Source organism: Thermosynechococcus sp. M3746_W2019_013, assembly GCF_015296045.1.
Classification (GTDB): domain Bacteria; phylum Cyanobacteriota; class Cyanobacteriia; order Thermosynechococcales; family Thermosynechococcaceae; genus Thermosynechococcus.
Genome location: NZ_DVDW01000048.1, coordinates 24,881 through 48,598, shown reverse-complemented (window position 1 = coordinate 48,598; position 23,718 = coordinate 24,881). Strand labels below are relative to the sequence as shown.

Annotated in this window: 24 protein-coding genes and 1 tRNA gene; 16 read left to right on the top strand and 9 right to left on the bottom strand. The window is 53.7% G+C overall.

The features are described from left to right. Nucleotides 1-18: 18 nt before the first annotated feature. Nucleotides 19-669 (bottom strand): phosphate signaling complex protein PhoU, encoded by a 651-nt coding sequence (gene phoU / locus IGQ16_RS08860; RefSeq protein WP_024124387.1) that lies wholly within the window; start codon nucleotides 667-669, stop codon nucleotides 19-21. 170 nt (nucleotides 670-839) lie between these two features. Between phoU and IGQ16_RS08855 the strand changes: the two genes are divergently transcribed. Continuing rightward, nucleotides 840-2,090, top strand: a complete 1,251-nt coding sequence (locus IGQ16_RS08855) for a branched-chain amino acid ABC transporter permease (RefSeq protein WP_297061113.1) — start codon at nucleotides 840-842, stop codon at nucleotides 2,088-2,090. Nucleotides 2,091-2,130: 40 nt separating this feature from the next. Further along, the gene (locus IGQ16_RS08850; RefSeq protein WP_051372879.1) at nucleotides 2,131-2,892 is read left to right on the top strand and encodes an ABC transporter ATP-binding protein; all 762 of its coding nucleotides are present in this window, start codon (nucleotides 2,131-2,133) and stop codon (nucleotides 2,890-2,892) included. A gap of 133 nt (nucleotides 2,893-3,025) precedes the next feature. Here the strand turns inward: IGQ16_RS08850 and dnaG are convergent, their stop codons facing one another. Beyond that, on the bottom strand, nucleotides 3,026-5,110 hold the full coding sequence (gene dnaG, locus IGQ16_RS08845) for a DNA primase (RefSeq protein ID WP_297061112.1): 2,085 nt from the start codon (nucleotides 5,108-5,110) through the stop codon (nucleotides 3,026-3,028). Between the two features lie 192 nt (nucleotides 5,111-5,302). On the opposite strand from dnaG, the gene IGQ16_RS08840 reads away from it, so the two are divergent. Next, nucleotides 5,303-6,412 (top strand): ATP-dependent 6-phosphofructokinase, encoded by a 1,110-nt coding sequence (locus tag IGQ16_RS08840; RefSeq protein ID WP_024124391.1) that lies wholly within the window; start codon nucleotides 5,303-5,305, stop codon nucleotides 6,410-6,412. An 11-nt stretch (nucleotides 6,413-6,423) separates the two neighbouring features. Here the strand turns inward: IGQ16_RS08840 and miaB are convergent, their stop codons facing one another. Both miaB and grpE read right to left on the bottom strand, forming a co-directional pair. Beyond that, entirely contained in the window at nucleotides 6,424-7,776 is a 1,353-nt protein-coding gene (gene miaB / locus IGQ16_RS08835) for a tRNA (N6-isopentenyl adenosine(37)-C2)-methylthiotransferase MiaB (protein WP_024124392.1), read from the bottom strand. Between the two features lie 15 nt (nucleotides 7,777-7,791). Beyond that, nucleotides 7,792-8,529, bottom strand: a complete 738-nt coding sequence (gene grpE / locus IGQ16_RS08830; RefSeq protein WP_041429036.1) for a nucleotide exchange factor GrpE — start codon at nucleotides 8,527-8,529, stop codon at nucleotides 7,792-7,794. Nucleotides 8,530-8,829: 300 nt separating this feature from the next. On the opposite strand from grpE, the gene IGQ16_RS08825 reads away from it, so the two are divergent. The 8 genes from IGQ16_RS08825 to cobJ all read left to right on the top strand — a co-directional run bounded on the left by IGQ16_RS08825 (nucleotide 8,830) and on the right by cobJ (nucleotide 16,056). Beyond that, a complete protein-coding gene (locus tag IGQ16_RS08825; protein WP_024124394.1) occupies nucleotides 8,830-9,273 on the top strand; it encodes a hypothetical protein in 444 nt (147 codons plus the stop codon). Nucleotides 9,274-9,420: 147 nt separating this feature from the next. Next, on the top strand, nucleotides 9,421-10,116 hold the full coding sequence (locus IGQ16_RS08820) for an aldehyde oxygenase (deformylating) (RefSeq protein ID WP_297061111.1): 696 nt from the start codon (nucleotides 9,421-9,423) through the stop codon (nucleotides 10,114-10,116). 44 nt (nucleotides 10,117-10,160) lie between these two features. After that, complete coding sequence (locus IGQ16_RS08815) at nucleotides 10,161-11,189, top strand: long-chain acyl-[acyl-carrier-protein] reductase (protein ID WP_297061109.1); 1,029 nt, start codon at nucleotides 10,161-10,163, stop codon at nucleotides 11,187-11,189. A gap of 23 nt (nucleotides 11,190-11,212) precedes the next feature. Further along, nucleotides 11,213-12,187, top strand: coding sequence for an acetyl-CoA carboxylase carboxyltransferase subunit alpha (locus IGQ16_RS08810; RefSeq protein ID WP_024124397.1), 975 nt, complete (start codon nucleotides 11,213-11,215; stop codon nucleotides 12,185-12,187). Continuing rightward, a complete protein-coding gene (locus tag IGQ16_RS08805) occupies nucleotides 12,184-12,891 on the top strand; it encodes an SDR family oxidoreductase (protein ID WP_297041022.1) in 708 nt (235 codons plus the stop codon). The genes IGQ16_RS08810 and IGQ16_RS08805 overlap by 4 nt, the downstream gene beginning before the upstream one ends. A gap of 48 nt (nucleotides 12,892-12,939) precedes the next feature. Further along, complete coding sequence (folE, locus tag IGQ16_RS08800) at nucleotides 12,940-13,614, top strand: GTP cyclohydrolase I FolE (protein ID WP_297041021.1); 675 nt, start codon at nucleotides 12,940-12,942, stop codon at nucleotides 13,612-13,614. 105 nt (nucleotides 13,615-13,719) lie between these two features. Continuing rightward, complete coding sequence (locus IGQ16_RS08795; RefSeq protein WP_024124400.1) at nucleotides 13,720-14,202, top strand: TM2 domain-containing protein; 483 nt, start codon at nucleotides 13,720-13,722, stop codon at nucleotides 14,200-14,202. 3 nt (nucleotides 14,203-14,205) lie between these two features. Continuing rightward, nucleotides 14,206-16,056, top strand: a complete 1,851-nt coding sequence (cobJ, locus tag IGQ16_RS08790; RefSeq protein ID WP_297061108.1) for a precorrin-3B C(17)-methyltransferase — start codon at nucleotides 14,206-14,208, stop codon at nucleotides 16,054-16,056. Here cobJ and IGQ16_RS08785 read toward each other — a convergent pair. Beyond that, nucleotides 16,025-16,384, bottom strand: a complete 360-nt coding sequence (locus IGQ16_RS08785; RefSeq protein ID WP_024124402.1) for a phage holin family protein — start codon at nucleotides 16,382-16,384, stop codon at nucleotides 16,025-16,027. The two genes, cobJ and IGQ16_RS08785, sit on opposite strands and share 32 nt — an antisense overlap. Before the next feature lie 42 nt (nucleotides 16,385-16,426). Next, entirely contained in the window at nucleotides 16,427-16,639 is a 213-nt protein-coding gene (locus tag IGQ16_RS08780; RefSeq protein ID WP_024124403.1) for a hypothetical protein, read from the bottom strand. Nucleotides 16,640-16,779: 140 nt separating this feature from the next. Between IGQ16_RS08780 and IGQ16_RS08775 the strand changes: the two genes are divergently transcribed. After that, complete coding sequence (locus tag IGQ16_RS08775) at nucleotides 16,780-18,027, top strand: site-2 protease family protein (protein ID WP_297061106.1); 1,248 nt, start codon at nucleotides 16,780-16,782, stop codon at nucleotides 18,025-18,027. A 67-nt stretch (nucleotides 18,028-18,094) separates the two neighbouring features. Here IGQ16_RS08775 and IGQ16_RS08770 read toward each other — a convergent pair. From IGQ16_RS08770 to IGQ16_RS08760, 3 genes are all read right to left on the bottom strand, one after another. Next, nucleotides 18,095-18,167, bottom strand: a tRNA-Trp gene (locus tag IGQ16_RS08770). A gap of 8 nt (nucleotides 18,168-18,175) precedes the next feature. Beyond that, nucleotides 18,176-18,538 (bottom strand): 50S ribosomal protein L19, encoded by a 363-nt coding sequence (gene rplS / locus IGQ16_RS08765; RefSeq protein ID WP_024124405.1) that lies wholly within the window; start codon nucleotides 18,536-18,538, stop codon nucleotides 18,176-18,178. A gap of 65 nt (nucleotides 18,539-18,603) precedes the next feature. Beyond that, nucleotides 18,604-19,200, bottom strand: coding sequence for a nucleoside triphosphate pyrophosphatase (locus IGQ16_RS08760; protein WP_297061104.1), 597 nt, complete (start codon nucleotides 19,198-19,200; stop codon nucleotides 18,604-18,606). A 113-nt stretch (nucleotides 19,201-19,313) separates the two neighbouring features. Here IGQ16_RS08760 and IGQ16_RS08755 point away from each other — a divergent pair, with 113 nt between their 5' ends. The 4 genes from IGQ16_RS08755 (at nucleotide 19,314) to IGQ16_RS08740 (ending at nucleotide 23,717) form a co-directional block, all read left to right on the top strand. After that, nucleotides 19,314-21,290 (top strand): AMP-binding protein, encoded by a 1,977-nt coding sequence (locus IGQ16_RS08755; protein ID WP_024124407.1) that lies wholly within the window; start codon nucleotides 19,314-19,316, stop codon nucleotides 21,288-21,290. Nucleotides 21,291-21,295: 5 nt separating this feature from the next. After that, on the top strand, nucleotides 21,296-21,742 hold the full coding sequence (locus tag IGQ16_RS08750; RefSeq protein ID WP_041429038.1) for a YlqD family protein: 447 nt from the start codon (nucleotides 21,296-21,298) through the stop codon (nucleotides 21,740-21,742). A 73-nt stretch (nucleotides 21,743-21,815) separates the two neighbouring features. Next, nucleotides 21,816-23,066: a dihydrolipoamide acetyltransferase family protein gene (locus IGQ16_RS08745; RefSeq protein WP_297061100.1), complete on the top strand. Its 1,251-nt coding sequence runs from the start codon at nucleotides 21,816-21,818 to the stop codon at nucleotides 23,064-23,066. 3 nt (nucleotides 23,067-23,069) lie between these two features. Next, entirely contained in the window at nucleotides 23,070-23,717 is a 648-nt protein-coding gene (locus tag IGQ16_RS08740; RefSeq protein ID WP_024124410.1) for an energy-coupling factor ABC transporter ATP-binding protein, read from the top strand. The last annotated feature ends 1 nt before the right edge of the window (nucleotide 23,718 follow it).

The window sequence follows — 23,718 nt, the reverse complement described above, 5'->3', positions numbered from 1 at the left end:
ATAAAACATCAATTTTTCCTAAAGGCCTTCCCCCCGCACAATGAAGCGGACACGCTGGCTAATAGTTGTCGCATGGTCACCAATGCGCTCCAAGTTGCGAATCAGCAGCAGTAGGATCAAGCGCAGTTCCACCGGCTCTTGGGGATTCAAAGGGGCGCAAAGTCGCCCATAAAGGCGTTGGTAGTCGGCATCGACGGCATCATCGCAGTTGGCTAGGGCTACTCCCGCCTCAGGATCAAAATTGGCAATGGCGGATAGGGCGGCCGATAGCAGCAGTTGTGCTCTCTCGAACATCAAGCGGACGTCTTCAAGGTAAGGTGGAGGTGGGTACCGTAGCAGCGTTTGAGCAGCACGGCCAATTTCAAGGGCATCATCGCCGATGAGCGCTAGATCGCGACAGAAGTGGGAAAGCATGACCAAAAATCGCAGATCCTCTGCCACAGCGGCTTGCAATGTCAGCAGGGCGATCGCCTGGCGATTGAGTTCTTGAGCACTGCGGTTAATGTCTTGTTCCCTTTGGATCAACTGCTCAACACTGAGGAGATTTCGCTCAATCAGAGCACCATAGGCCAGTTGACAGGCACTTTCCACCAGTGCCCCTAGGCGCAGCAAGTCACTGCGCAGACGTTGTAGTTGCCGTTCAAAATGGGTGGCCACAGTCTCAGGCACCCACCCTTGCTCAAATAACTGTGCTCCCTAGTGTGCCAAAAAATGGGGTGAGTTGTGCCTTGGGCACAGCCGGAATCAATTGATGTATAAAATATAGGCATTTTGATTCTTGCATCCACTGGCGCGATCGCAACAGCGCAGCTGTATTGGCCTTAACTTCCAGGACCTCAATGGTTGGTTATCTCATTTCCCTTGGTATTTTCACTGCCACCTTTGCCCTCTTTAGCTTGGGGCTGAATTTGCACTGGGGCTATACGGGGCTAATTAACTTTGGCCATGTCGGCTTTTTGGCCATTGGTTCCTACACCACGATTTTGTTGGGGATTGCTGGCGTGCCGATGTTCTTTGCCGTCCTGGCTGGGGTGGTGCTGGCCATGGGACTAGGCTTTTTAATGGGGATTGCTACGCTGCGACTGCGGGAAGATTACCTGGCAATTGTGACCATTGGCATGGCGGAAATTGTCCGCCTGATTGCCCTCAATGAGGATTGGCTAACCCGAGGGGGTCGGGGAGTGTATGGGTTTCCGCTGCCCCTTGCTCAGTTCAATCCCAATATACCGACTAAGCTGGGGATGATAGCTCTTTTTTGGGCTGTGGTGGGGGGGGCTGCATGGCAGTGGTGGCAATGGCTACAGCGGCAGTATGGGCGATCGCACCCCCGCTGGTTACTCCCGAGCTATGCAGCGTTATTGATTGCCAGTACCCTCAGCCTTTGGGCAACGTTACTGCCTTTGAGCTTGGGACGGGGAATTGCCATTTTGCCTCTTGTGTTGACACTGGTGACCTTTGGTGGCGCGATCGCTCTCCTGGGCTACTATTGCCGTCCAGAAAGACGAGCGGTGCTTCCCATTGCCCTGAATACCTTGGCTGCTGCCTTGGTTGGTCTTGTGGTCAAAGCCCTCACCCTTGGCCTATGGGAGTTTAGTTACCGGGCTGGGCTATTGTGGCTTTTGGTCTTGGTTTTGGCTTTGGTGGTGTGGCAGTTAGAGCGTTGGATTCATTCCCCCTGGGGACGGGTACTCAAAGCAATCCGGGAAGATGAGGAGGTGGCCAAAGCTCTGGGCAAGGATGTCTTTGCCTACAAAATGCAATCGCTGTTGTTGGGGGGAGCGATCGCCGCGGTGGCAGGGTCTTTTTATGCCTGGCAGCTCACATTTATTAACCCCGATGGCTTTTTATCTCTGATTACATTTCAGGCGTGGACAATCGTGGTTTTAGGGGGGGCAGGCAACAACATGGGACCTCTCCTCGGTGCCGCCCTTTTTTGGGCCTACACTGCACTGACCCGTTTTATTCCCCTGGATGGCGGTCGCTTAGAGGCGCTGCGGATGATGCTCATTGGCCTTGTCCTCATTGTCTTGATGATGTGGCGACCCCAGGGTATCTTGGGCAAAAAGGAGGAACTTAGCCTTGGTCGATGAGCCTTCTCTCGCGCCCGTCTCTAGCGGTGTCAGTCAAGTCTTGCCCTCAGACCTCCTAGTGGCCACAGGACTATGCAAAAGTTTTGGTGGCATTCGCGCCGTCGATCATGCGGAAATTCGGGTTGCCCGTGGCAGTATTACTGGTCTCATTGGTCCAAACGGTGCTGGCAAAACCACCCTATTCAACCTCTTGTGCAACTTCCTTACGCCCGATCAAGGCCGTGTGATTTTTGATGGTGTCCCCATTAGCCATCTGCCAACCCACCAAGTTGCCCTTCAGGGACTCCTGCGCACCTTCCAAGTGCCGCGGGTACTCTCACGCCTATCGGTTCTCGAAAATATGCTCTTGGCAGCGCCTCTGCAAACTGGGGAGAAGTTGTGGAATAGCTGGCTTCAGCCCCTGCGCATTCGCCAAGAGGAACAGGAACTGCAGCAACGGGCGTGGGCAATTTTAGAGTCTGTGGGGCTAGCAGCCAAGGCCAATGACTATGCGGGTGCATTGTCGGGAGGACAGCGAAAACTCCTTGAAATGGCGCGAGTCATGATGCACCGTCCCCGCATGGTCCTCCTCGATGAGCCAGCCGCCGGCGTCAATCCGACCTTGATCAACCAAATTTGTGGGCATATTGGGCGCTGGAATCAGGAGGGCGTGACGTTTCTGATTATTGAACACAATATGGACGTGGTCATGTCCCTGTGTCAGCACATCTGGGTCTTAGCGGCGGGGAAAAATCTTGCTGACGGTCCTCCGAGTGAGATTCAAAGCAATCCTGAGGTCTTGAGAGCTTACCTTGGACAATAAACCTTGAACAATAAGTCCTTTGGGGTGGGTCAGTGGTTCTCGCCTCTATCGCTTCTCACGTGACGTTGCTCATGTTTTTTTGGGGACAGCCCTCTTCGCAGCGATCGCCCACACTCAACACCCCGAAAGCCAATCAAGAATAGTCACGGATCACCCCCAAGGAAGGACAGCGCTGCTGATCCAACTGCTGAAGGTATTTGCGATCCCGATAGTAGTCACGGCGCAGTTGTTCAAGGAGTTGCAGCCCCTCTGGTACCACACTGGAAATATCGTCAATCTCAGTGTCGCTGTTGGTGAGTACTAGGTAGCGGCGTAGGTCTTCAGTGGCAGGAGATTCACTTAAAATCAAGGCAACAGTTTCCTGCCAAGACTGCAGGAGGTGGCGACAGCGCTTTTCAATGGCAATGCGCTCAAGGGCAGCGGCGGCGGCCTGGATGACTAGTTTGGGGCGATCGAGACTGCTGGCAGTAGTCTCATCTAAATGGAGTAGCGGCGTCAGCAGAGAAGCATCTTCTGCTTCATTGAGGCGATCAAAAAGATGACTGACCAAATCCAAGTCCGTCAGTGGTGTTCCGATCTCCGTGGGTGAATGCAGTGGCCATTCAGTGTTATAGGGATCATCGGGGGCCGGCCGGCCGGCACAGTGTTCTTCTTCAATGGCTAAGATCTGCCGCCACAGCCAACGGTGGTGGGAGAAGCTAAATTCAATATCCCGTGCTTGCAGCGTTTGTCGAATGAGGGGGCGATATTCGCCACAGTGGAGGTAGAGGCGCAGTAGCTGTTCTTCAGCTGCTTGACGCAAATTATAGTCCGCTGGACGTTGCCATTTTTGCGATCGCCCCTGCCAGCGGTGCCCCCGCACCTGTTGCCGCAGCGCCTCTTCAATACGGAGCGTCAAACGACTATCGTGGCGTCCCAATAGCTCAGCACAGTGGTGAATGTAGTGGCTGCGCAGGGTGGCGTTGGGAAGCTTCGCCAAAAGTTCACTGAGGGCTTGGCTGGCTTGCTGAAATTGATCCCCCTGCTCAAGATCGTACTGCTGCACAAGGGTCTGAATTTGCCAGTCCAGCCAAAGGGGGGCTTGATCCAACAGGCCTTGGTACGCTGCCTGCTGTGCCGCCAAGGTTGCCTCATCCCCTGTGAAAAAGTCCGCCGCATCCTTACCCGCTGGCAAGGTGAGAATCCGCAGTCGCAGATCCCCCCGATAGGCCAAATCCGCAGCCTCGCCAATGGCGCGATCGGCAGCCCGCTGTCCCGCCTGATCTGCATCAAAGTTGAGGATAATTTGCTTTGACTCGGTGTAGCGCAGTAGCAACTTAATTTGGGCTTGACTGAGGGCAGTCCCTAAACTGGCCACCGTCTGGGGAAATCCCGCCTGGTGCAGAACCATCACATCAAAGTAGCCCTCAACAACGATCGCCTGATCCCTTTGGGCAATCGCTTGCCGTGCCTTATCGAGGCCAAAGAGCAATTGCCCCTTTTTAAAGATCAGGGTCTCTGGGGAGTTGAGATACTTGGGCTCCTGGTTTCTGAGGGTGCGACCGCCAAAGCCTACTACCCGTCCCTGGGCATCCATAATTGGGATCATCAGGCGATCGCGAAAGCGGTCGTAGTAGCCATCCCCGTTGGACCGCGGCAGAATTAAGCCGGCCTGTTCCACAAGGGCAGGGGGATACCCCTTTTGCTCCACAAGATAAGTGTAAAGAACTTGCCACCCTGGGGGGGCATAGCCCAAGCGAAACTGCTGGATGGTTTCCTCCCTGAGCTGGCGCTGCCGCTGCAAATAGTCTTGGGCGTCTTGACCAACGGGTTGCCGCAGGGCGTGTTCATAGAAACGGGTGGCGATCGCCAGAATCTCGTAGAGTTGCTCTTGAAGGGACAGCCGCGCCTGTAGTGCTTGTTTTTGCTCACTATCGAGGGTGCGCACTGGAATCTGATGGCGTTGGGCAAGGTCGAGCACCACCTCAGCAAAGGAGCGCTTTTGCAGTTCCATCAGGAACTGAATTGCATTGCCGCCGGCACCACAGCCAAAACAGTAGTAAAAACCCTTTAGGGGGCTGACCGTAAAACTGGGGGTTTTCTCCTCATGAAACGGACAACAGCCAACATATTCTTGGCCGCGCTTGCGTAGGACAACGTGCTCGGCCACCAGATCAACAATGTTGACCGCTTGCCGCACAGCCTCAATTGTGTCGGGGTGTAGGGGAGGAATGTCCATAGACCATTAGTTTAGCCGATCCCCTAAATCAGAGATTCCCCTCCGGCAAATTCAACAATTCCTGAGCATGTTGCAAGCTCTTAACTCGAGCAGTCAAGGGCGATTCACCTTCGCTAGGATGTTGACGTTGCCCTTGTTGGGCGCAGAGGCAGGCTTTGAGGCCATAACCGTTGACATAGGGAGCCAATATTCATGAGTACCAGCCGCAAACGACTTGGTGTGTTCACCAGTGGCGGAGATTGCCCAGGTCTAAATACAGCTATCCGTGCCATTGTTGCCCATGCCACCTTAAGTTACGGTTGGGAGGTTCTTGGCATTCTCCACGCCACTCAGGGGCTAATTGAGCGGAAGGCGATCCCCCTCAATGCAGAAGGCCTCGGGGGCATGGATGTACTGCTCAACATGGGGGGAACCATTCTCGGGGCAATTAATAAGGGCGATACCCTTGGCCATGCCGATGAAGTGATTGCCGGGTACTATGAATTGGGCTTGGATGCCCTCATTGCCATTTGTGGCGATGGCAGCCTGAAAATTTTGCATCAACTGGCGCAAAAGGGAAACTGGAATTTTCTTGCAGTGCCGAAAACCATTGATAACGATGTCGCCTTGACCGATCGCGCCATTGGCTTTGATACCGCTGTCAACACTGTTGTCGAAGCTCTGAGTCGAATTACCTCCACCGCCGCTAGCCATGATCGTGTTTTTGTAGTGGAAGTGATGGGGCGCACCGCTGGTCACTTGGCTCTGTATTCGGGCATTGCCGGAGGCGCTGACATTATCCTGATTCCAGAAATTCCCTACTCCATTGAAGGCATTTGCCAACACCTCCAGAAGTTGCGCGATCGCTGGGGACGCAAGTTTGCCCTCATCGTCGTTGCTGAAGGCTCCAAGGAACTAGAGGAAGACGCCAACCATCCTCGTCATTGCAGTATTGGCCAGTATATTGCCGATAAAATTGCCCAGTACAGTCCCATCCCCATTGAGCTACGGGTTTCGGTGTTGGGGCACATTCAGCGGGGGGGCGCCCCGATGGCCATGGATCGACTGCTGGCAGCAGGCATGGGCAATACCGCTGTAGATTTGGCGGCTCAAGGGACGTTTGGCCGCATGGTGGCGTGGCAGGCGGGGCAAGTGGTGACGGTGCCCATTGCCGATGTTGTTGCTAAATCCCCGCGCCATGTGGATCCAAATAGCTTCTTGATTCGCACAGCTCAAGGATTGGGGATTTACGTTGGTGACAAGCCGATGCTGCCCTACGTAGATCCCACCCTCTGCCGTGATCAAGTGATTTGCGCGATCTAGAACCCCCTGAATCAGCAAACTAAGGAGTAGTCTGCAAGGGGCACGCCACTGAGGCTAAAAGCTCGCGCCGCGGTAATGCGGACACGCACCAGTTGTCCCCGTAGGGTCTCAATATCGCCAGGTAGGTACGTGAGGCGGTTACCATCGGTGCGGCCATAGACTTGCTGCGAATCCTTGGGATTCACCCCCTCCACCAGCACTACTTCTTCCCGTCCGAGATAGCGTTGGGAGCGATCGCCAGCAATCTTAGCCACTAAATGATTCAGCCGTTGGAGGCGATCCTCTTTAATTTCTTCTGGCACTTGATTCTGCCACGTGGCCGCTGGTGTATTGGGTCGCGGCGAATAGGCCGCCGTATTCAGTTGGTCAAACCCCACCACCGCCACCAGATCGAGGGTGCGCTGGAATTGTTCTTCTGTTTCACCGGGAAAACCAACAATGGCATCCGCACTAATGGCAGCATCCGGCATATAGCGGCGAATCGTTTCAATGATCTGTAAATAGCGCTCGCGAGTATAGCCCCGTGCCATTGCCTTGAGAATCTCGTTATCTCCCGACTGAAAGGGAATGTGGAAATGCTTACACACCTTGGGCAGCTCGGCACAAGCCCGAATCAATCGCTCCGTAAAATAACGGGGATGACTGGTGGCAAAGCGAATCCGTTCAATCCCAGGAACATCATGGATGTAATAAAGCAAATCGGTAAACGTGTGCTGTCGCCGGCCCTCTGGAGTAATTCCCGGCAAATCACGACCGTAGGCATCAATGTTTTGCCCAAGGAGTGTCACTTCTTTATAGCCTTGAGCTGCCAGCTCCTCAATTTCAGCGCGGATTGCCTCGGGGCGGCGGGATTGCTCTTGTCCCCGTACCCCCGGCACTACACAGTAGGTACAGCGTTCATTACAGCCATAAATCACGTTAACCCAAGCGGTAACCGTACTATCGCGCCGGGGTTTGGTAATGTCCTCAACAATCTGCAGCGGCTCTGTGGCCACCACTTGGCTGCCATTCCACACCTGCTCAAGCAGCTCACCCAGGCGATTGGCATACTGTGGCCCCATCACCAGATCCACTTCAGGAACTCGCCGCAGCAGTTGCTCCCCCTCCTGTTGAGCGACACAACCAGCGACAATCAGCGTTAGGTTGGGGTCTTGATGCTTGCGCTTAGCCTGCCGCCCTAGGTAGGAATAGAGCTTTTGCTCAGCGTTGTCCCGAATTGTGCAGGTGTTGTAGAGCAACACATCGGCCTCATCCGGTTCGGCGGCCAATTCTAGGCCCATCGCCTCCAAGACCCCGGCCATGCGCTCGGAGTCGGCTTTATTCATTTGGCAGCCAAAGGTGGTAATGTAGTAGCGGCGTGGCATTCCCTTGAGGCGCCCCTATACGTCGGTCACATCATTGGTGGGATTTGTGTTATCAGCACTACCCTCTTCAGGGGGAGCGGCCACTTTAACCATGGCATGGCGCAACACGCGATCGCCCAGCATATACCCCCGTTTGAGTTCTTCAATTACTGTGCCTTCGGGATGTTCATTGGTTGCCTCCCGCAGCACAGCCTCGTGGAGGTTGGGATCAAAGGGCTTGCCTTTGGCCTGCATCGCCGAAACGCCAATGCGCTTCAGGCACTCCACCAGTTGCTTGTAAACCCCCTGATAGCTGCGGTGAATTTTTTCTTCCGCCTCTGTTTCCGTTTGAATGTGGGTGCGGGCTAGCTCAAAGCTATCCACCACAGGCAGTAAATCAGCAATGACACTGCACTTAATCTGTAGCTCTAGCTCCTCTTTTTCCCGCTGCGTGCGTTTGCGGAAGTTCTCAAAGTCAGCGGCAAGGCGCATATATTGGCTATTGCGCTCCTCCACCATCTGCGAAAGACTAGCCTTGGCAGCTTCAAGGGCAGCAACTTTCTCTAGCAAGTCCGCTGCATCCGCAGAGGTTGCCTCAGATGCTTGACCCTCTTCGCCCGTGGTGGCTTCTGCGGGATTCTCAACATTCCCAACCGCATTCTCAACGGCGTCAGGGGTAATTTCCCCTTCTTGGGCTTCAGCAGCGGGGTTGGTTACGGTTTGATCACTCATAGCTTGACTCAGGTTATGCCCTCTAGACTGTGGATTGCGCACCGCAGTGCGTTTAACTCATGCAATCTTTTTAGCCTATCATCTTACCCATTGTATCAACAGGGGCGAGGCATCCGTCTATTAGGAGCTGCTCTACTACGGCTCTTTTCACAGGGCTGGCAGCCACCCCAACACCTAACCCAAAACCTAAGAGGTACTATGGGAGAAGGTCGCATCCATCTTTGATGCCTCCCCTATTTTAGGGCAAGGTCTTGACTGGTCTTGGCACTGAAAGATTCAGTTGCTCGTACCTTAAGGACTACGTTCTGGCCAAGTAAAGTTTAGGAGCAGGAGTTTTCGTTGATGTCCTTGCGCTCCATAAAATTCAGCCTAGGGCTAGCCTGCACATTGACAGTTGTAGCTCCAGTGCTAGCACAGACAGAGCCACCGCCACGGGAAAACTTCAATCCCTTTGGGGTGGATAATCCAGTCCTACAGCGAGCACGGAATTGGGCACGACAGGCGGCAGAGCGGGCAAATGGCGGGTTGAGTCGCTACCGCGCTGAAGCATCCATGTTTGGGCCTGCAAGTCAATCCCCCTACGTGGATAATGGTGATGGGACGTTTACCTTTCGTTTTCGAGGGGGGCCACCCGCGGAGCCACCAACCATTGAAAGTATTGTCACGGTCAACCCCGACCCAAGCAATCCAATGATTCGTATTGACTACAATGGCCCTATTCGGTCGGTGGCCCCTCCTCAACCGTTGCCAGAAATCCCATCCCCAAGCAATATGGGGAGCTTTTAGGGGTATCAGTGCATAGAGATTCGCCTATTCAGGAACTCGAAAATCTCTGGTACGCTACCCCTCGTCAGGAGATCGCTGCTGCGGTATGATAGGGGAAGGCTTCCTACCTCATCACCTCTAATAAATTTGTGTCTAGGAGAGTTCGCAATGACAACGGCTACCGCCACACCTGACTTGGACTACCATAGCGATCGCTACAAGGATGCCTACAGCCGCATCAACGCCATTGTCATTGAAGGCGAACAGAAAGCCTGCGATAACTATATTGATTTAGCCAAGCTGCTGCCCCAACACCAAGAGGAACTCACCCGCCTTGCCAAGATGGAAGCCCGCCACAAAAAGGGGTTTGAGGCCTGTGGTCGCAACCTGAATGTAACACCAGATATGGAATTTGCCAAAGCGTTCTTTGAAAAATTGCACGGTAACTTTCAAGCAGCCCTGGCGGAGGGAAAAATTGCCACTTGTCTTCTGATTCAAGCTTTGATCATTGAATGCTTTGCGATCGCCGCCTACAACATCTACATCCCAATGGCGGATCCCTTTGCCCGTAAAATTACTGAGAGTGTTGTTAAGGACGAATATAGCCACCTCAACTTTGGTGAAATCTGGCTCAAGGAAAACTTTGAAAGCGTCAAAGCGGAGCTCGAAGAAGCCAATCGCGCCAATCTACCCTTGGTCTGGAAAATGCTCAACCAGGTGGAAGCCGATGCCAAAGTGCTCGGCATGGAAAAAGATGCCCTTGTGGAAGACTTCATGATTCAGTACAGCGGCGCCCTAGAAAATATCGGCTTTACCACCCGCGAAATTATGAAGATGTCGGTTTATGGCCTAACTGCGGCATAATGGTGACTTAATATATCGTTACATTTCAGTCACCGCACGCTTGTATGTTTGGATTAATTGGTCATCTGACGAATCTGGAGCACGCCCAAGCCGTTGCCCAGCAGTTGGGTTACCCCGAATATGCCGATCAAGGCTTGGAGTTTTGGTGTATGGCACCGCCGCAGATCGTCGATGAGATTACGGTGACGAGCGTAACGGGCAAGACCATCTATGGCAAATACGTTGAGTCCTGCTTTTTACCAGAGATGCTGGCCAACCAGCGGGTGAAGGCAGCGACTCGCAAAATTATTAACGCCATGGCCCATGCCCAAAAGCACAACATTGACATTACGGCCTTGGGGGGCTTCTCCTCAATCATCTTTGAGAACTTTGATCTAGAGAAAATCTCCCACGTTCGCAACGTTGAGCTGGACTTTCGCCGCTTTACAACGGGGAATACCCACACCGCCTATATCATCTGCCAACAAATTGAGCAGGCGGCGCCCCAAGTGGGAATTGATTTGCGGCAGGCCACCGTGGCTGTTTGTGGAGCTACGGGGGATATTGGTAGTGCCGTCTGCCGTTGGTTGAATACCTGTTTGGATGTGCAAGATCTCTTACTGGTCGCACGGAATCGCGATCGCCTGCTGGAGCTACAGGCGGAATTGGGACGGGGGAAAATCCTTGACTTGATGGAGGCGCTGCCCCTTGCCGATATTGTGGTTTGGGTGGCCAGTATGCCCAAGGGAGTTGAGCTGAGCATTGAGCAGTTAAAGCGTCCCTCCCTGATGATTGATGGCGGTTACCCCAAAAATATGGCCACCAAAATTCAGCACCCCCAGATTCATGTTCTCAGTGGTGGCATTGTCGAGCACGCCCTAGACATTGACTGGAAAATTATGGAAATTGTGAATATGGATGTGCCCTCGCGGCAGATGTTTGCCTGTTTTGCAGAGGCTATGCTTTTAGAGTTCGAGGGCTGGCACACCAATTTCTCTTGGGGGCGCAATCAAATCACTGTGGAAAAGATGCAGCAAATTGGTGAAGTCTCCCGTAAACACGGATTTAAGCCACTCCTGTTGAACCCTCAGTAAAACCAAAAGGAACCCACTCGCCTATGGCAAACGAACGTCGCACGCTTCTGTTGGAGTTTGAAAAGCCCCTCGTGGAGCTAGAAGCCCAAATTCAGCAGGTGCGGGATAAGTCTTCGGAATTTGGTGTTGATGTCTCAGAGCAAATCCGTGAATTGGAGGAGCGCGCCAGGCAACTGCGCTATGAAATTTTTAGTAAGCTGACACCGGGACAAACCCTTCAGGTGGCTCGCCATCCGCGCCGTCCCAGCACGTTGGATTACATCCAAGCCATTAGTGAAGAGTGGATCGAACTTCATGGCGATCGCCGGGGCAGTGATGATCCCGCCATTGTCGGTGGTATCGGTCGGCTCAATGATCAACCGGTCGTGATGCTAGGGCAGCAAAAGGGTCGCGACACCAAAGATAATGTGGCTCGCAATTTTGGCATGGCCTCCCCCGGGGGCTATCGCAAAGCCCTGCGTCTGATGGAGCATGCCAACCGCTTTCAGATGCCCATCCTCACCTTCATTGATACACCGGCGGCTTGGGCGGGGGTGGAGGCGGAAAAGTTTGGCCAAGGGGAAGCCATTGCCTACAATCTACGGGAGATGTTCCGCTTTGAGGTGCCAATCATCTGTACTGTGATTGGCGAAGGCGGGTCTGGTGGTGCTTTGGCCATTGGGGTGGGCGATCGCCTGCTGATGTTTGAACACGCCGTCTATAGTGTGGCGCCGCCGGAGGCCTGTGCAGCAATTCTCTGGCGCGATGCCCAAAAGGCGCCCCAAGCAGCGGAAGCTCTGAAAATCACGGCTCGCGACCTGCTGAAGCTAGGGATTGTTGATGAAATTGTGCCCGAACCCGTTGGTGCTGCCCATAGCAACCCCGTAGAAGCAGCAGAAAATCTCAAGGCAGCTCTCCTGCGAAATTTGGCGGAAGTGCAAGCCCTCAGCAGTAGTGAACGGCGGGAGTTGCGCTATCAGAAGTTTCGGCGCATGGGTGTCTTTGCTGAAGCGGTATGACCCAACAAGTCCTAATCACCGGAGCCAGTAGTGGCATTGGGGCAGCCACGGCCATTGCCTTTGCCCAAGCGGGATTTAATGTGGTGCTCTTGGGGCGATCGCCCGCCAAACTGGCTGGTGTCCATGCCCAGGTGGTGGCCTATGGCGTTCAAGCCCACACATTTAGTGTGGATTTCAGTGATCCAGAACCCCTGCGATCGCGCCTTGATGAGATTCTCAGTAGTGTTGGCGATGTCCATGTACTGGTGAATAATGCAGGGATGGCAAGAACCGCTCCCCTCATTGATCAACCCTTGGCGGACTGGCAGCAAATCCTGAACGTCAACCTCACCAGTGCCCTCATCTGCTCCCAAGCGGTACTGCCGCAACTACGATCTCGCCAGTGCGGTACGATAGTCAATGTTGTTTCAATTGCTGGACGCCAAGTTTTTCCCGACTGGGGCGCCTACTGTGTCTCGAAGTTTGCCCTCATGGCCTTGACCAAAACGATGGCGGCTGAAGAACGCGCCCACGGTATCCGCGTGATTGCCATCTGTCCCGGCGCCGTTGACACCCCCATTTGGGAAGACGTAGCAGGAGACTTTGACCGCACGGGGATGCTCAGCCCCGAACACATTGCTAACACCATTTTGTACACGACTCAATTGCCGCAAACGGCTTTTGTGGAAGAGCTAGTGGTCATGCCCCTCGGCGGAACCCTCTAGACTCCACCTTGTCCTTTACTTGTCACCCTTTTTATGGCAACGTTCAATATGCCCGATTCGATCATTAACGGTAAAGCGGCCACACCGGCAATTCTGCCCGATCGCAACACCCACCAAGGCAAAGAAGCGATTCCCCACCCACCCCCCCCAGAGGTTGCCAAGGAAGAAATGATGGCGGCAGTACGCACAATTCTACTGAATGTGGGCGAGGATCCCGATCGCGAGGGGTTGCTGAAAACACCCAAGCGGGTCGCTGAAGCAATGCAATTTCTCACCAGTGGCTACAGCCAATCCCTTGAAACCCTTGTCAACGGCGCGATTTTTGATGAAGGCCACGATGAAATGGTCTTGGTGCGCGACATTAACTTCTTTAGCCTCTGTGAGCATCACATGTTGCCTTTCATTGGCAAAGCCCATGTGGCCTATATCCCCAACCAGCGAGTGATTGGCCTCAGTAAATTGGCCCGGGTTGTGGAAATGTATGCGCGGCGGCTGCAAGTTCAAGAACGCCTGACCCGTCAGGTGGCTGAAGCCATTGAAACCGTTCTCGATCCGAAGGGAGTGGCTGTGGTTATGGAAGCAACCCACATGTGCATGGTGATGCGCGGTGTCCAAAAACCCGGCTCTTGGACAGTGACCAGTTCGATGCTGGGGGTTTTCCGTGAAGATCAAAAGACCCGTGAGGAGTTTCTCAACTTGATTCGCCATCAGCCGAACTTTTAGGGAGCAGTCCTTGGGGGGCGATCGCCCCCTTTGGGGTTCTCAAGAACTTGGGCTAGGATGGATAATGAGTGAGATTCTCATGGGCGCATTGTGGAAAGATTTCACTTGTCTCAGTCTGAACATCGCCAACACCCCCAAACGCAACCCCCATCCCTGAGTGTGGCGAATGCCTACCTGCTGTGGTGTTTGAGCCTCGTCGGGGTCTGCGGCCTGCAACGCTTTTATGTCGGGCAGCCCCTAGTGGGTCTGTTGTACCTAGTCACCTTCGGCGTCTGTGGTGTCGGTCAATTCATTGATCTGTTTCTGATTCCAGGGCTGGTGGATCGCCACAAAACCTACCTGCGGGGACGCTATCTAACAGCAGAGAAGGACCCTGACCTCAGCCCTGCCTCTGGTAGATCGATACACCGTTTACTGCAAGTCGCAAAAGAACATGGGGGCGTTCTCTCAGCAGCCCAAGTAGCCCTCTATACCCATCTGGATCCCCAAACAGTCGAGGAATTGCTCTTTGAGGCTCAGCGACTCGGCTATGCCACAGTATTCAATGACCCCGAGACAGGGGCAGTGCGCTATCGCTTTGATGTCTAGTTCATGCTGCCCTTAGACCCGTTTCAACCCATGGGGGCGATCGCCACCACTTCCCAGGGACTGGCTCAACTCCAGCGCATTGTTGATGTAGGCATTCCCCTCAGCATTTGGGTCTCGCCCCAGTTAGGTGCCCACCGCCCCGTACAAACCTACGAGGGTCCTCTGGCAGCCCATTTACAGAAACACTGGTGCCACTATCGCGCTTGGATCTTTGCCTTGGCCTGCGGTGCTGTGGTGCGGTTAATCTCACCCCTGTTGACCCACAAAAGCCAGGATCCGGCGGTTTGCGTTCTTTCTGAGAATGGCCAATGGATCGTGAGTTTGCTGGGGGGGCATAGTGCGGGGGGCGATCGCCTCTGTCACATCCTCAGTGCTACCCTTGGCGCCACACCAATTCTCACAGGGGCAAGTTATAGCCAAGGCTACTTTGCCGTGGATACTTGGGGAACAGCCTTGGGGTGGCAACGGGGAGCAGGAGACTGGCATGCGATCGCCAGCCAACAGGCGCAGGGAAAGGCGCTGCAAGTGTATCAAACCTGCGGTAGCGCTTTGTGGCGCACAGGTCTCAGTTCAGACCAGCCCCTTGAGTTAGTCAGCACCCCACCCCTAGAAAATGCGGTGTGGATTACCGAAAAAGTGTTACCCTCCTCTGTGACCTCAGGGGTAGCTTGGCATCCACGGGTTCTGTGGCTAGGTATTGGCTGTGAACGGGGAACATCGGCAGCCCTGATCCAGCACGCCATTGATCAGACCCTTGCCCAAGCGGGACTCAGCCCCCTCGCGATCGCCGGCCTTGCCAGTATTGATCGCAAAGCCGATGAAGTGGGGTTATGTCAAGTGGCTAAGGCGCACGATTGGCCCAGCCGCTGGTTTTCCGCACAAGAATTGGCACCTGTTACAGTGCCTACCCCCTCAGCAATTGTGGCTGCAGAGATGGGAACCCCCAGTGTTGCCGAAGCCGCAGCAGTGTTGGCCAGCGAGGGAGGTCGTTTAATTGTTCCTAAGCAGATTTACCGTCAAGGGGGTGAGGGGGGGGCAGTGACGATCGCCATTGCCCAATCTGAACGGGAATTCATTCCCCGCCAAGGCTCCCTGAGCCTCATTGGCACTGGTCCGGGATCTTTGGATCAACTCACCCTCGGAGCCCGCTCTGCCCTTTTGGCCGCTGATATTCTTGTGGGCTATACCCTTTACCTCGAATTGATCGCTCCCCTACGGCAACCAGGACAGATGGTGGCGGCCTATGGCATTACCCAAGAGCGACAACGTGCCCAAGTGGCGATTGATCTGGCACAGTGGGGACTCAATGTCGCGGTGGTTTCTTCGGGCGACTGTGGCATCTATGGCATGGCGGGTCTGGTACTAGAGCTATTGGCAGAAGCGGACATCACCAATTTACCGGTAGCGGTGTTTCCAGGGGTGAGTGCTGTGAATGCTGCCGCGGCTCGCTTGGGGGCACCCCTGATGCACGATTTTTGCACCATTAGCCTCAGCGATCGATTGACCCCTTGGCCAGTCATTAAGAAACGCCTACAGGCGGCGGCAGAAGCGGATTTTGTTACCGCCCTTTATAATCCTCGTTCCCGCGATCGCCAGCAACAATTGGTGGACGCCAAAGCTATTTTCTTAGAATATCGTTCACCACAGACACCAGTGGCAATTGTTCGTGCCGCCTATCGCCCTGAGGAGCACATCACCCTTACCACCCTTGGGGCATTTGAACCAGCAGCAGTGGATATGTTCAGCTTGGTGTTGATTGGCAACGCCAGCACCCGCCGCTTTCAGAATTGGCTGATTACCCCTCGTGGCTATCTAGGGAACCCTAAAGCAAGCCTGTCTGACCGAGGAGATTAAAACAAGCCCAGTTGACGATACTGAGGGCGATCGAGCCAAAAAAGGCACTCCAAAAACCATTTCGGAGGGTAAATCCATCCACAAAAGCAGCAGCAAGGGCAAAAATGGCTGCATTAATGATCAGGGCAACTAAGCCAAACGTGAGAAAAATAAAGGGGAACGTTACAAACTTGAGCACTGCGCCAAGGGTGGCATTGAGCAGACCAAAGACAATCGCCGACCACAGAGCAGTTGAGAACTTGTCAATTTCTACCCCCAAAAATGAGAGGCGAGACACAATAAACAAGCTAATACTGGTCACAATCCAAGTAATGAGTAAACCCCACATAGGCAGCTCCTATGATTTATTTAGATAACTATTGAGATAACGCTAGATAACAATCAAGAAAAAGGGGAATACCGGTACACCAAAGGTCACACTGAACCAGTAGCTAACCAGACTGAGGAGAAGGCTCAAGAACAGCGAAAGACACAGTGACCACAGCAGATAGGAGGCAACCTCGTACATCCTTTGCCAAAAGGAATCAAAGGGCAGGTCTAGCACATATCCATTGGCAGACACCCGTACAGGGGCTTGAGACATCGCACGATCCTCTAGCAGCATTGCTTTTATTTTAGGCCAGGGATGAGAACGTAACATTTTGAGACACAAATTTTTGTAAATCATGTGTGTTCAGAATCTGGGGCGATAATAGAGATAGAGCGCGATGCACTGAGGTGGGCATGGGACAAGGTTGGCAAGTGGGCCGTGTCTTTGGCATTCCCCTGTATATTGATCGGTCGTGGTTTCTAGTGATTCTGCTATTTACTTTTCTCAATGGCAGTGACTGGCAGGACACGTACCCGCAGTGGGGAGCACTGGTATGGCTGATGGGATTTGGGGTTTCCCTACTGTTGTTTGCCTCAGTATTACTCCATGAATTGGGGCACAGTCTAGTGGCACGCTCCCAAGGAATTACAGTACGCTCAATTACCCTCTTTCTCTTTGGTGGTGTGGCAGCCATTGAACGGGAATCCAATACTCCTGGTCAAGCCTTTCAGGTGGCGATCGCCGGGCCCTTGGTGAGTTTTGCCCTTTTTGCCCTGTTGCAGGGGGTAGCTGTCCTACTGCCGGGAGGTCATCCCCTCCATGAACTGTTACTCTATCTGGCGCACATCAACTTTGTCTTAGGGGTCTTTAACCTCTTACCTGGACTTCCCCTCGATGGTGGCCAAGTCCTCAAAGCAGCGGTTTGGAAATTGACAGGCAATCGCTTTCAGGGGATGCGTTGGGCAGCGCGATCGGGACAAGTGTTGGGCTGGTTGGCCATTAGTTTTGGGCTATTTGTAACACTCCTTGGCAGTGGCAATGGCCTGTGGTTGGGTCTATTGGGGTGGTTTGCCCTGCAAAATGCCACGCTCTACGATCGCCTTAGCCGACTCCAGGAAGCATTGGTGACCCTGACGGCGGCTGATGCCATGACACGGGATTTTCGGGTGATTGAGGGAACGTTATCCCTGCGGGAGTTTGCCGATCGCTATCTCCTACTGGCCGATCGCCAGCCCACAGCCTACTTTGTCGCCACCGATGGCCGCTATTGTGGCTATTTAGATTCCCAAGCCCTGAACCATGTGGAGCGCAGCCGTTGGGAAGTAACGCCAGTCGCGGAATTAGCCGTACCCTTGCGGGCGATCGCCACCGTCAAAGAATCCGACTCTCTCGCCAAGACTGTTTGCACCCTAGAGGAGCAACAACAACGCTTTATTACTGTTTTAACCCCTGCAGATGCCGTAGCGGGCGTTATTGATCGCGGTGATGTTCTACTGGCTTTGGCCAAACGGTTGCACTGGCAACTGGGGAAACAGGACATTCAACGCCTCAAGCAAGAAAGGCACTATCCCCCAGAACTGCAATTATTGGAACTGGCAAAAACAGCCCTGCAATTTCAGGGGGAGGATGGCGGAATAGCGGTTGCTTCACAAATCCGCTAGTTTGTTTTAGCAGCCGACAATCAGGATGGAGAAAAATGGCAGCCTTGACTGTAGCTGTCTGCCCTAACGCGCCCTGGAGGACTCGAACCCCCGACATCCGGTTTTGGAGACCGACGTTCTACCAACTGAACTAAGGACGCAAGCCTGTTTACAGGGGGCGATCGAACCGTGGCTTGATTCGCGAAGCTTTACCCATGCGATCGCGCAGGTAGTAGAGCTTGGCCCGGCGCACTTTACCCCGCTGAATTACTTTTATACTATCAATTCGTGGCGAATGCAGCAAAAAGACTCGCTCAACGCCCACCCCTTGAAAGACACGGCGCACGGTAATGGTGCGGTTAATACCCGTGTTGCGCATAGCGATCACATCCCCTTCGTAGGGCTGGACGCGCTCCTTATCGCCTTCTTTAATTTTGACCCCAACCCGAACGCGATCGCCCACATGAATCACGGGCAAGTCAGTCTTCATTTGCTCCGCTTCAATCGAGCGAATAATCTCTTGGGCGTTCATGACAGTTCCTTAACTCGCAATCTCTTAGCGTACCCTAAGCGTTTAGACTTGTCTAGGCCAATTTTTTATTTTTTGCTTTGCACATCGCCAAGGGTGTATCCCAACTTCAGCAGCATCCGCCGCAGTAGGGGCAAGCTCAAGCCAATTACATTACTGGGAGTACCGACAATCTTCTCGACAAAGGCACCCCCTTGGCCATCGAGGGCAAAACAGCCAGCACAGGCAAGGGGTTCACCGGAGGCCACATAGGCAGCAATTTCGGCATCGCTAATATCGGCAAAGACAACTTGGGTAGACTCCACCTCAACACAGGTGCGACCCTGTGCCAAATCAATCAAAGCATGGCCTGTCAGCAGGTCTCCCGTTTGACCGCGCATTTTCTGCCAGCGGGCGATCGCCATCTCTGGCGAGGCCGGTTTACCGTAAATTTCTCCGCCAAGCACCAGCACAGAATCACAGCCCAAAATTAAGGCGGGGGCTGAATAACTCTGAGCGACAGTTTCTGCTTTGCACCGTGCCAGTAACCGCACCAGTTCTGTTGGCGTTGTTGCTTGAATAACCGACTCATCAAAGTGACTGGGCTGAATAATGGGATCAATGCCAATTTGTTGCAGCAATTGGCGGCGTGCCGGGGAGGCAGAGGCAAGAACAAAGGGCACCATAGGGCTGTGTTTGAGGCAACCAGTCTTTATGATCTCATATTGAAACTATCAAACCTGCATGAGGTGTCCTATTGAGGGTTTATTATCTAGGTGTTGCGTCTGGAGTCAGACAAATGACGAGTGCGGCCTACACCTACACTCCCCCCAGCGGACTACCCCAGGATGCACCATTACCCGATCACTTTTTGACCTACAAAAAACTCCAGTCGCTGCCGGAAATGTGGCCCCTATTGGCGCAACGTCATGGGGATGTGGTGGCTCTTGATGCTCCCTACGAAGATCCCCCGACCCGCATTACCTACAGTGAACTCTATCAACGCATTCAACGCTTTGCGGCTGGCCTACAGGCTCTGGGTGTCGCTGCCGGCGATCGCGTGGCCCTATTTGCTGACAATAGCCCCCGCTGGCTCATTGCCGATCAAGGCAGTATGATGGCTGGTGCCATCAATGTGGTGCGCAGTGGGACCGCCGCTGCTCAAGAACTGCTCTACATTTTGCGCGACAGTGGAGCCACCCTACTGCTCATCGAAAACCTAGCCACCCTCCGGAAGCTGGAAGGGTCTTTGGTGGATACAGCAGTCAAAACAGTGGTGCTCCTGAGTGGAGAATCCCCTGAATTGACAGGTTTTCCCCTGCGGCTTTTGAACTTTGGTCAAGTCTTTACGGAAGGACAATATGGCACAGTGCGGGCAGTGGCCATTACCCCCGCTGACCTAGCAACGCTAATGTACACCTCCGGTACCACGGGTCAACCCAAGGGGGTGATGGTTACCCATGGGGGGCTCCTGAGTCAAATTGTTAATCTCTGGACAATTGTGCAACCGCAGGTGGGCGATCGCATCCTCAGTATCTTGCCCATTTGGCATGCCTATGAACGGGTGGCCGAGTACTTTCTCTTTGCCTGTGGCTGCAGCCAAACCTATACCAATCTCCGCCACTTCAAGAATGACCTGAAACGGTGTAAACCCCACTACATGATTGCCGTCCCTCGCATCTGGGAAGGCTTTTACGAAGGGGTGCAAAAGCAACTGCGGGATAGTCCGGCTACAAAGCGGCGTCTTGCCCAGTTTTTCCTCAGTGTTGGCCAGCACTATATACTGCAACGGCGACTGCTCACGGGCCTGAGCCTGACCAACCCCCATCCCAGCGGCTGGCAGAAATTGGTGGCTCGCGTGCAAACCCTCCTCCTCAAGCCCCTCTACGAACTGGGGGAGAAGCGTGTTTATAGCAAAATTCGTGAAGCCACCGGCGGTGAGATTAAACAGATAATTAGTGGTGGCGGTGCCCTTGCTCCCCATTTGGACACCTTCTATGAAGTGATTAACCTAGAAGTCTTGGTGGGCTACGGTCTCACCGAAACGGCCGTAGTGCTAACCGCTCGCCGCCCTTGGGCAAACCTACGGGGATCCGCTGGCCGTCCAATTCCCGATACCGCCATTAAAATTGTTGACCCAGAAACTAAAGCCCCCCTTGAGTTTGGCCAAAAAGGACTGGTGATGGCCAAAGGGCCACAGGTGATGCGCGGCTACTACAACCAACCAGAGGCCACCGCTAAGGTGCTAGATGGGGAGGGATGGTTTGACACCGGCGACTTGGGCTACCTCACCCCCAATGGAGATCTGGTGCTGACGGGACGGCAGAAGGACACGATTGTTCTCAGCAACGGTGAAAATATTGAACCGCAGCCTATCGAGGATGCCTGTGTCCGCAGCCCCTATATTGACCAAATTATGCTGGTGGGTCAAGATCAAAAAGCTCTTGGTGCCCTCATTGTGCCCAATTTAGAGGCATTGGCGGAGTGGGTGGCTGCCAAGGGGTACCGACTGGAGTTGCCAAACCGACCGGCAGGAGCGGGCAGTGGTGAGGTGGTGACGCTGGAGAGCAAAGTCATTATTGATCTCTACCGTCAAGAACTGCTGCGGGAAGTGCAAAATCGCCCCGGCTATCGCCCAGATGATCGCATTGCCACGTTTCGCTTTGTCCTCGAACCCTTTACGATAGAGAATGGTCTTTTGACCCAAACCCTAAAAATTCGCCGTCATGTCGTGAGCGATCGCTACCGCGATATGATTAACGCCATGTTTGAGTAATCTTCATGACAGACCCTATGGATAGCAAACTGCTCCTGCGGCGCCAGATTATGGTGAAAGCCATTGTCACTCCCGAGTGGAAAGACGATGCCCAAAGGCAGCTTCAGGCACAACTCAATCAAGTGGATGCCCAAATTCAGCAGTTGGATCTGCAAGTGCAGCAAGTGATTGACGAACTGCGCAAAAGTAATGAAGCAGCGGATGTGGTCAATGCCCGTATTCAAGACGTTCAAGGGCAAGCCAACAACCAAAAAGCACAACTCTTACAGCAAAAAAATCTAATTCTTCAGCAATTGGATCAGGTGCAACGCCTACAAATGGGTCAGGAAGTGGATCAAGGTCAGGTGGATAATTTTTTCTATGTCACCAAAGGGGATAACCTGATTCAAAAGATGCAGGTGGAAATTCTCCTGCGCAATGGTGTCATCGAAGAAATTCGTGGCACGCTCTAGGTTTTACCCTTTATTTTTTAGGGAATTTGAGATTTGACTCCCTTTCAATTGCCAACTAAGGATAGCAGCCTCTATGATTCGTGAACTGTTCATGCCCGCCCTCAGCTCCACCATGACCGAAGGGAAAATTGTCTCTTGGCTGAAATCTCCCGGGGATAAGGTGGCTAAAGGGGAAACCGTGCTGATTGTGGAATCCGACAAGGCCGATATGGATGTGGAGTCCTTCTACGACGGCTATTTGGCAGTGATTACCGTACCTGCTGGCGAAGTAGCAGCCGTTGGCTCCACCATTGGCCTTGTGGCAGAAACAGAAGCAGAAATTGCGGAAGCAGAGGCAAAGGCCAAGTCCCTTGGGACGGCTACCAGTTCTGACCGGGCTCCAGCCACGAGTAATGGCTCAGGAACGGCTCCTGCCGCCAGTGCTGCCGCTGTACCGGCTGGGCGAGTGATTGCCTCCCCCCGTGCCCGCAAATTGGCCAAGGAACACAAAATTGATTTGAAGACGCTCAAGGGAACTGGCCCCAATGGTCGGATTACAGCCGCCGATGTGGAAGCTTTGATTGGTGCGCCTGCACCCCCCGTGACACCCGTGGCAACGTCCCCTGCCCCTCTCCCCACCGCCCCCCCTGCTACTGCTCCGGTGGTGGCTAAGGAGGATTTGGTGCCCCTGACAACGCTGCAAAATGCCGTTGTGCGCAATATGGTGGCCAGCCTGGGCATTCCCGATTTCCACGTCGCCTACACGATCACAACCGATGCCTTGGATCGGCTGTATCAGCAAATTAAGTCCAAAGGGGTGACAATGACGGTGCTCCTTGCCAAGGCGATCGCCCTGACATTGCAAAAACACCCAATTATGAATGCCTACTACACAGAGCAGGGGATTCAATACCGTCGTGATATTAACATTGCTGTTGCGGTGGCGATGCCGGGGGGTGGTCTGATTACACCGGTGCTAAAGAACGCCGATCAAATTGACATCTACAGCCTCTCGCGTACTTGGAAAGACTTGGTGGAACGGGCACGCGCCAAGCAACTGCAACCCGATGAGTACAGCACGGGCACCTTTAGCCTCTCGAACCTCGGCATGTTTGGAGTTGACTTCTTTGATGCCATTCTCACGCCCGGTCAAGGGGCGATTATGGCGGTGGGGGCGTCGCGTCCGACGGTGGTTGCCACAGAGGATGGCCTGCTGGGGGTAAAACGGCAGATGAAGGTGAATATTACCTGTGATCACCGGGTGATCTATGGTGCTGATGCAGCTGCCTTCCTTCAGGATTTGGCAAAACTGATTGAAACTAATCCCCAAGCATTGACGCTCTAAACAGTGACTGCCCTGCTGGAAATCAGGGATCTTCATTTTGGCTATGGAACAACCCCCTCACTGCTCCAAGGGATTGATCTGAGGGTGACGGGGGGCGATCGCTTTGGCATCATTGGTGACAATGGTTCTGGCAAAACCACACTCCTCCTTCTCTGTGCTGCTGTTCTCAAGCCACAGCGGGGAACGATTACCTGCTTGGGGCAGTCAGTGGTGGCTGGACAGTTTCAACCCGCAGTGGGCGTCGTGCTGCAGCACCCAGCGGATCAGTTAATTGGGACTACTGTGGCTGAGGATGTCGCCTTTGGCCCTGAGAATTTAGGTTGTTCAACCCTAGAAGTGCAGCAGCGAGTGTATCAAGCCTTGGCGATGACCGGAACTTTGCATTTGGCCAATCGCGTGCCCCATCAACTGTCGGGGGGAGAACAACGCATGGTGGCGATCGCCGGCATTTTGGCCATGCAGCCCAAGCTAATCCTCTACGATGAACCCACTGCCTTTTTAGACCAACGGAGTTGCCGCACCTTGATTGAGTTTCTGCAAACCAATGCCACTCCCGGTCTAGTTGTCAGCCATGACCTTGCGTTTTTACGCGCCGTCTGTACGCAGATTTTTCTCCTTGAGTCAGGACATCTGTGTCCCCTAGGGTTGTAGC